Source organism: uncultured Pseudoalteromonas sp., from assembly GCF_963922945.1.
Classification (GTDB): Bacteria; Pseudomonadota; Gammaproteobacteria; order Enterobacterales; family Alteromonadaceae; genus Pseudoalteromonas.
Window position 1 is genome coordinate 1 of the sequence record NZ_CAWUKC010000118.1, and the last position, 8,395, is coordinate 8,395.

The following is an 8,395-nucleotide window of genomic DNA, read 5'->3' on the forward strand; positions in this document are numbered from 1 at the left end:
GTCAACACAACTGTATCGAAAAACTCGAGGAGCTTTCTATATGATTATCAAATCTGCTTTTTCCTTTTTTAAGTAAAAGCTAAGCGACCCCCATTAGCTAAAAGAAAGATCTTACCGTATTAGTTCTATTCACTCTTTAAAAAGTTAACACAGTTTATATATGAATTTGCAATACTCAACGAATGAGCATATTTAACACCTGTAATATCTAAAAATAACTCTAACATTTTTTTATCTCTAGAACTTGCTGCAATAAATATCGGGCTTTCAATAAATACTCTCTTTGAGAACAAAGGAACATTATTATCTAATAGATATTTAACACCATCATAGTTTGAGCGGTAAACTGCCATATCAAGCAAAACATCCCCATACTTTTTAAGAATATTGCTTTTTTCTAATTGCATTTCATTTCTCATCAACTTTTTCAAAATCTTACTTGGGAAGTCATACTCTTCCATAAGTTCATTTGCCAATTCGCGCCTTGCAAGTTCACCCTCATCACTCAAGTCAGCAGTTTGAATCTTTTCAGCATACTCACTGCATGACCAAGCATTATTTGAACATAACAGCCACATTAACGTTATAGTTCCTATTAAGCGTTTATTATCTAGCAACATATCCAACCTCTACACCTCTAATTCTGTCATATTTGAACTGATGCTTTACTGGAACATAAGCAGAGCCACTAAGACCCAGTAAATCCCCAGCTAAATGTCCAGCCCAACCAGAAGGGTTTATTACAATTTTCGCTGAAGTACCTAAAGTCGTTTCAAGGATATTATTAGTAGTGCTGAATATTTTTCCTGTAGTTGCAAGAGCCTCTATCCTTCTAAAGTCACTTATATGGTCATAAACCGCAGTTCTGAACATCGTTCCTTTTAACTTGGATAAGTGTGGGTAAAGCTTTCTTATACTTGCGTATTCATCATTGTCCCATAAATCCGAAAGCTCTCTTCCTCGATTATGAGCTTCTTCAGCAATTTCACTTTGTAGCTCTGCCTTTTGCGAATCCGTTAGTTTAGAAAGTTTGTCTCCAAGTTCATTCACAACAAATTGAATAGCACTAGTTACAGCTCCATTAGCAAACTTACCACCAGTTAGCCTAGATACTGTTCCTCCAGCTATCGCCATTACAATGGTTTTACTAACATCATTCATATTTACGTTAGAATCGACCCCCATACCTACACCTTTCATTACGCCTGCGGTGAAGAATCCATGACCAAAATTTCCACCTTGTAAATCTGAAAGCACCCCGCCAGCAACGGCATGGCTGCCAATAAATTTAGCATCACCATAAGCACTTGTTTCCCAACCACTTGCTCGACCATAACCCCCAATAGCACCAAACACAGCACCTGTCGCAGCACCTGTTAGTGTCCCCTTGAGAGACCCTGTTGCAACAAATCCCCCTGCGGCACCCGCTATAGCTCCCGTGAGCGCACCTCCCGCGACCGCCGCTGCTGTAGTTCCTGCACCAAAAGCTCCAGCAGCCCAACTTGCAGCCCATCCACTAGCAGCGCCAGCCGTAAAGTAAGTTACCGCAATTGCCGCAATCTGCCTCCAATATTTCTTAACAAACTTGCCAAGTGCCTTAAAGAAATAACCACTCGGATCGGTATAACTCAACGGATTATTCAACACATACGAATAACGATTGTAATTCTGGCTATTCATTGGTGCCTGTATATGCGGATCAGCCTGAAGGAATCTACCCAAAGTTGGATCGTAGATCCTACCGTTCATATGAATAATACCTAAATCGCTCAGCTCTTTATGCCCGGTATACCCTTTACTTTCAGCAGGGCTTTGTTGCGATAGTAGCGTTTGTAAACTGCTTGAAGTGCTAAAACGGTTTTGTTTGCCCCATGCATCGTAATTTATATGCTGCACTACCGCGCCACTGGCATTGGTAATTGACGTGGTTGAACCTAAATGGTCTTTATGTAAGTAAAAGGTATCGTTATTACCGTTAGAGCGGTCTGTTACAACAACGTTACCAACGTAATATTTGTGCTCAGTTATACCATTACTGCCTTTAATACGTTCGTATAGCCCTTTTACATAAAGTGTATGGGTTGTACCATTGCTGCGTTTGTCTGTGCGGCTGTATAAATTACGATTATGGTCGTAAGCCATGTCGGTATAAATACCGCCTTTAGTAATTCGTGTAGGTTTATCGTACGCGCTATAAGTAAAGGTACGCGAGCCATCTGAAAGTACATTGCCTCGGTTATCGTAACTGCCGGAATTACTAAAGTCGTATATCACTGCTCCTGCGCCATTTGCCCCGCTTGTTACTTTTAATACACGGTTTTTAATGCTGCTGTGATAGGTGTAATGCCCTGCACCTTGTTTATATTCAAAATTACCCAATGCATCGTAATCATAATTTTTATATATACCGCCACTATTTGAATTACATGTAGTGGTACTTGCTTGGGTACGGCTCCAATCAAGCCTATTTAAGCTATCGTATCCAAAGCTTTCGCAGTAATCGTGGGTTGAGCCACCTAACGCAAAGTTATGTTTACGCTCTGTTAGATTACCAACTTCATCAAACTTAAAGCTTTGGTTGTGTAACATGCTACTGCCTTTGGTAAGCGACATACTATCAATATAACCACTGGTTGCTTTATAACTTTGAGTTTGCTTTACGCCGTTGGCATAGCGCACATCAGTTATATTACCGCGGGCATCCATTGCTTTTACTTCTTGGTATACTTTTCCGAAATCGCGATGATTGGGGGTTACATTAATTAGCTTTGTTGCCATGCCATAGTTGTTATAACCATGCTTAACAGTAAATCCATTTGCTGGGTATTGCGTGTATTTAACGCGATTATATTCATCGTACATTAGTTGACTGTAAAAAAACTCACCGTCAATAAGGGTTTCTGTTTCAGCTAATTTATTATTATTACCGTAGGTGTATGTTTCTTGGTAGTTTGGATTCGTTGGCCATCCATAACTACAAGTATTTGTAGACTGATTTGTTCCTTTTTTATAGGCAACGCGGCTTAATTCGCCTTTTAATTGCGAGTCGTATTCCCAACAGGTTAAACCGTCTACGTCAAGTCTCGCAATTTTACGGCCTAATTCGTCATAGCGCATAGCAAGCGTTTGGTTACTGCTATTAGTTTGCGTAATTAGCTCGCCAAAGCCATTATATGTATACCGCCATGTACCTTTATCTAGGTCGGTCATACTTGTTTTGCGACCATACTTATCAACAACTAGCGTAACTTGTGTATGGCTAAACGAATTGCCTTTGTATACTTTAGTTGTAAGTAAATCGTTGTTGGCACTATAGGTATAGGCTAATTTAGTGAGCATTTCGCCTTGCGCGCTTAAGCTTTGCACCAATACTTTTTGGCCTACAAAGTTAGTGGTTACTTTTTGTTTGTTGCCTTTTTCATCGGTAGTTGTGGTTGTTAGTCCATCGTATTCACGGGTTACGCTGTCACCAGTTGGCTTTAGCTCATTGTAAACTCGGCCTAGTTTATCGTAGCTAAACGTCGTTTTATACGTTGATGCACTGCCGCTACCAGGCTCCGAAACCCACTTAGCTCGCCCTTGTTCGTCGTAATCTTTTTTTACAACCTGCCAGCTACCGCTCAGTAAACGTTTTTTAGTTACAAGCTCACGCCCCCATGCATCAAGGTATGTATGGGTTTCTGGCATGCCAGATGCCGCACTAATTATTCGTTGAAATGCACCTGCAACACCACAAGACACACTACCACACAAACGTGTGTATGTTGCAGACTGTAATGTAGGTGATTGACTACCGGTACTTGATGTTGTTTTAGTTAGCGTACCAAAATAATTATACTCTTTTGTAACATTAGCGCCGTTCTCGGTCTCAACCTGTGTGGCTAATATAATACCTTTCGGTAATTGGGTGAAGCTTGTGCCTGAATTAGTCGCTTTGTATCTACTTGTTGTTGTAAACCCTTTTGAATTAGTCGAGCTAACCACAACGCGGCCTCGACTATCGTATTGTGTTAATGTTGAGCGAGAACTAGACACATTCCCCGTTGAATTATTTGTAACAAACGTACTACTATTTTTATTGCCCCATCCATCGTAGCCATGCGTTGTTGTTCCAAAAGCAGTAGTTTCTGTTTTTAATAGTTTATCGCTATTATAAGTAAAACTCGCATTGTTAATTATGCTTCCAGCAGTACCGTTAACCGGAGCCGTGACCCCTCCTATTTTGAGTGTTTTGCTTACTCGAGAGGTTGCTAATCGGCCCAATTTTTTATCAACACTCGAACTACCGTATGTGTTTTCTGTAATAACAGTTAATACATTTGATGTTGATACTGAGCCAGACGCTTTGTTGTCTGTTGTGCTTGTAATTGTTTCTGCGTTACCGTAAAAATCGTATTCGTTTTCGGTAATACTTCTTGTGGCTACACTACTGGCAGTTAGCTCTTTGTTTAGGGCATAGCTAACTTCAGTCGTTCTTTCAATGTAAGCTTGGATACCGCCATTTACTGTTGCTTTATTACCTACACTATTAATTGCTTCACTTACTATTACTGCGTCAGAGCCAACTCCAAATGTTTGAACCGTTGACTTAGGAATCCCCGTATAAGGCGCAAGTTGGTTATACACTGTTGTTGTAGCCATACAGGTATCATAATTTGTATAGGAGTAGGGACGTTTACCCCAAAACGGTGTACCGTCATCATCGTAACCTATTACTTCATTTTTATATGTAGTTTCGGTAGTACAGGTTTGTAAATCAAGCGTACGGAGCAATTCAAAGCCAAGGTTTCCGTAGCCTTTTTTGTGCATTAATAAACCACCATATTGATATATTACAGACTGATTAGTTCCTGAGTTGCTCAAAGAGTCTACTCGCGACACCATAAACATGCCTGTTTTAGGCGAAATATAATCAGGGTCTAATGAGCCGTCTTCTGTTACCCCATTTGATGAATGATCTTGTATATAAGTAGCTACATTGTGTTCAGGAAAGTTATTAAAGGTATTAGTAATACTTGAATAAGTAATATTGTTTGTAATGCCGTGGCCATTATCGACATTTGCTATTACATTCATTAATTTACCAGCATCTTTATTAAGATGAACCTTCCATTCAGAGTTAGTCCCTTGCAACCAGTCTAATTTGCCATCTCCGTCAATATCGGCAAACTGGGTCATTTTGTTTTCGTCGAATGTCCAACTACCCCTTTGCTGAAAATAAATTTTATCTGGGTGACCCTTAATTGGCATTGAAAAGTATGTACTACGCCCTGTTTTTGCGGTGTTAGAAATAAGAAGGTCGGTTCTACCATCACCAGAAACGTCCATGAAGTAGCTTAAATCTTCCTGCTCTTTAGTAATTTGTAAGGTTCGACTTCCTGTAGTTGTAGCAATTTTAACAGTGTCGCTATCAAGTAGCTTTTTTCCATCGCTTAGGCGATACTTTAATTCCTTGCTTGTTCTCCACAATATATCACTCAAGCCATCTCCATTAAGATCTACTACTTTTGGTGATGAAAAGCCATTACTGCCAGTAAAAGTTTGAGCAGGCTTGGTCCAATCACTGCCTGAGTATAAGTACCAAACAGTTGTTAGGTATTGGTTGCAATAATATTCTCCATCCTCTTCCTCGCACTCTGTTTCATAGGTTAGCCTACCAAGTAGTATGTCCGTTATACCATCGCCATCAAAATCTAACACTGTTGCGTTATTTCTACCTGCTGTTTTTGAGTAAATACTGTTACCAAATAAAATAGAGTTAGTAACGCTATTACCAGGTGTATTAGCTTGACCTGCAGGCACGGTCAATAAAGGCTTAGCCTCAGAAAATGAACCAGCACCTAGATTGTGGTAATAGTTCAAATTTAAGCCATCCGAAATGACTATATCCTGAAGACTGTCTCCGTCAACATCAACAATTTGAGTCAACCCTGTCAGCCCTGATGCTAGTATTCCTGTATCTCTTACATTAATATTCCTATCTACGGTATAGCAATTCCCCCCGGTATACCTAGAGCATTGTGTTGTAGTTACAACAGTTTGTTTATTAGAAATTACCATCCAATTTGAGGTGTTATTCTGAGCAACAATAAAATCTAAGACACCGTCACCATCAAAATCAATAACTCGTGCGCGCTCTGCATGTGTTGTTAGACCGCCTGTACCAATAAGTGAAGTGGGAGTTGTTAAGCTTGGACCATATTTCACTTTCCATGTTCCATCTGGATAAATAATGTCTGAGTATCCATCGCCATTAAAATCAAACATTAATGCTTTGTTGTTGTTTTTAGTACTGACAGTTTTTGAAGATGTTGATGAAAAAGGTTTAAATGCATCTGATACAGGTACCTTTGTGCACACTGTTCTGTATGACGGTGCTGAGTCTTCTGTGTGGCATTCATCTTTAAGTTGGGTCGTAATTGGTGCTGGTTTTTGCCAGTTAAAAGTTAATGGCGCGTTACACAGTTTATTTGTGCCTGTTCCTGCACACTCGGTCATAGACTCTAGGTAGTTTTTTTCGTCTTGAAAGTCAGACTCGTAATATGAAAGTGTGTATTCTCTGAATAAGTCTTGGTCAATTTTTACCTGTATATTTTTTAACAATTTACTCTGAAAAATAGGAGAACCAGCAGAGTAACCTGATTTTTGCTTTTTGCTTTCTTCATAGTTGAAAATAATAGAAGCGTACGGCGCTTTAGAAAGCGCACTGTTGCCAGTGTAATCAATACTTTTTAAATAGCTTTCCCCATAATGTTCAGAATAGTTACCGTAAAAATCATTATAGTTATAAACAAAATAATTACTTTTTACATCCTGTACAGCTTTAATAAGCCACATTCTTGCTATACTTGCATTACTTTCACTGTGTATAAAAGCATCACTTTGACCCGAAACCACTGACCCTGAAACCGTTTTAAATGCTTTTGAAAAGCTTTTATCTAATAATGATTTTTTATTTGAGCTTATTGCGCTTACATCACCATAATAGTGAATTTCACCTGCTTTATTTTCTACTGTAAATGCTCTTAGCGCACCTGCAACATAGTGAGGCTTAATAATGTTAAAGCTGTCTACTGCGGTATGATAAACGCTTGATTCGCTCCAATAAGATGTGTCTGTAATACCAATATCTGATGTATGCTTTGTGTTTGCAGTTCTATTTTTTAATAGTCGTTGCCCGTTAAAACAAAGCCTGTCAGTTTTTGTTAAACTAACTCCCCCCTGTTTACCGTCGTAAACAGGGGTTTTACCACAACGAGTCACTGCGGAAGAAGCGCTTAAAGACCAACCCTGCCCAACTATTCCATCGCCAGCTTGAGAGCTATAATTAAGCGAAACCTGCGGTGCAACACCAGCAGTTCCCTTCGGAATTGAAATTGGAACGTTATAAGTTGCGGCCCCACTTTCAGATACCCTAAACTGCGCGGCTATGGTACCAACATGTTCTGTTGCACTATCAGATACACTTATTGCTCTTGTTCCTGCTACGCTTTTATATTCAAATTGATTTGTCGCGCCAGGTATTGAACAAGCTAGACTTCCAGACTCAAACGAATTTATATCACAGCCACTACCGGTCATACAGGCTGAAACTTGATACGTATATTTGCCTGTGTTTATGCCTGGATCGGCTAATATGCTATTTCCATCATTTTTGACTTGCTCGGCAGTTTTACATTGCAGTGGCCCTAAAGCACCACTGTTAACATCTTTAGTACGGAAGTAATAAGCTGTTGTTGCGCCTATGTCACCTATAGATATACGAGTGCTGTCGCCAGTGGTATATACACCAACACCATTGACTGTAACTTTTGGTATGGGAATAAATGTTGTGATTCCGTCATTTGCAATAGGCACCCAAGAAGAGGAAGCCATTGTATAGCATGAGGCACTGATTAGAATTGATAGACCAAAAGACTTGAAGCAAGAAGCAAACACTTTGTATATCCCTATAGTAATTATTGTATGTACCTAAAAAAACTCGTTAATAATAAATTAACTTTCAGATAAAATATACATTAAATTTACATATTTACGATTTTATAAATTTTAATGTGATACTACAAAAATATACTTAATAATTAATACGCCAAAATTTACGCTAACTTAAAAGTGCATTTTCAAGGTGGGAGCACCATCCAAAAGTCGTTAATGGTATTGCGCAAATAGATACAGGTTTAGATGTGACTATAGAGTTCAAAAAATCAGACAAGTAAAACAATAAAGGCTGCGCGTTGCAGCCTTTTTAATAACCCAATAAATTTACTTTAAGTACGATAAAGTACTTTAATAACATGCCAGCCAAATTTAGTTTTAACTAAATGCGGCTCTAAAATAGCGCCATTAAAGGCTATTTTGTCAAACTGCGGAACCATTTGCCCGCGTCTAAATTCGC

At 39.1% G+C, this 8,395-nt stretch carries 3 protein-coding genes; all 3 read right to left on the reverse strand.

Features of this window, described 5'->3' with window-relative positions; translation table 11 throughout:
- Nucleotides 1-125: 125 nt before the first annotated feature.
- Complete coding sequence (locus AABI99_RS16925) at nucleotides 126-620, reverse strand: ankyrin repeat domain-containing protein (protein WP_338367275.1); 495 nt, start codon at nucleotides 618-620, stop codon at nucleotides 126-128.
- Entirely contained in the window at nucleotides 607-7,875 is a 7,269-nt protein-coding gene (locus AABI99_RS16930; protein WP_338367276.1) for an FG-GAP-like repeat-containing protein, read from the reverse strand. Before AABI99_RS16930 ends, AABI99_RS16925 begins: the two co-directional genes overlap by 14 nt.
- A 392-nt stretch (nucleotides 7,876-8,267) precedes the next feature.
- Nucleotides 8,268-8,395 (reverse strand): peptidylprolyl isomerase (locus tag AABI99_RS16935; protein ID WP_338367277.1); only part of this gene is annotated, 128 nt, incomplete at its 5' end.

Excerpts from the sequence above, each read along its gene's own strand:
- AABI99_RS16930 (WP_338367276.1), bottom strand. The coding sequence starts at position 7,875 with ATGGCTTCCTCTTCTTGGGTGCCTATTGCAAATGACGGAATCACAACA.
- AABI99_RS16925 (WP_338367275.1), bottom strand. The coding sequence starts at position 620 with ATGTTGCTAGATAATAAACGCTTAATAGGAACTATAACGTTAATGTGG.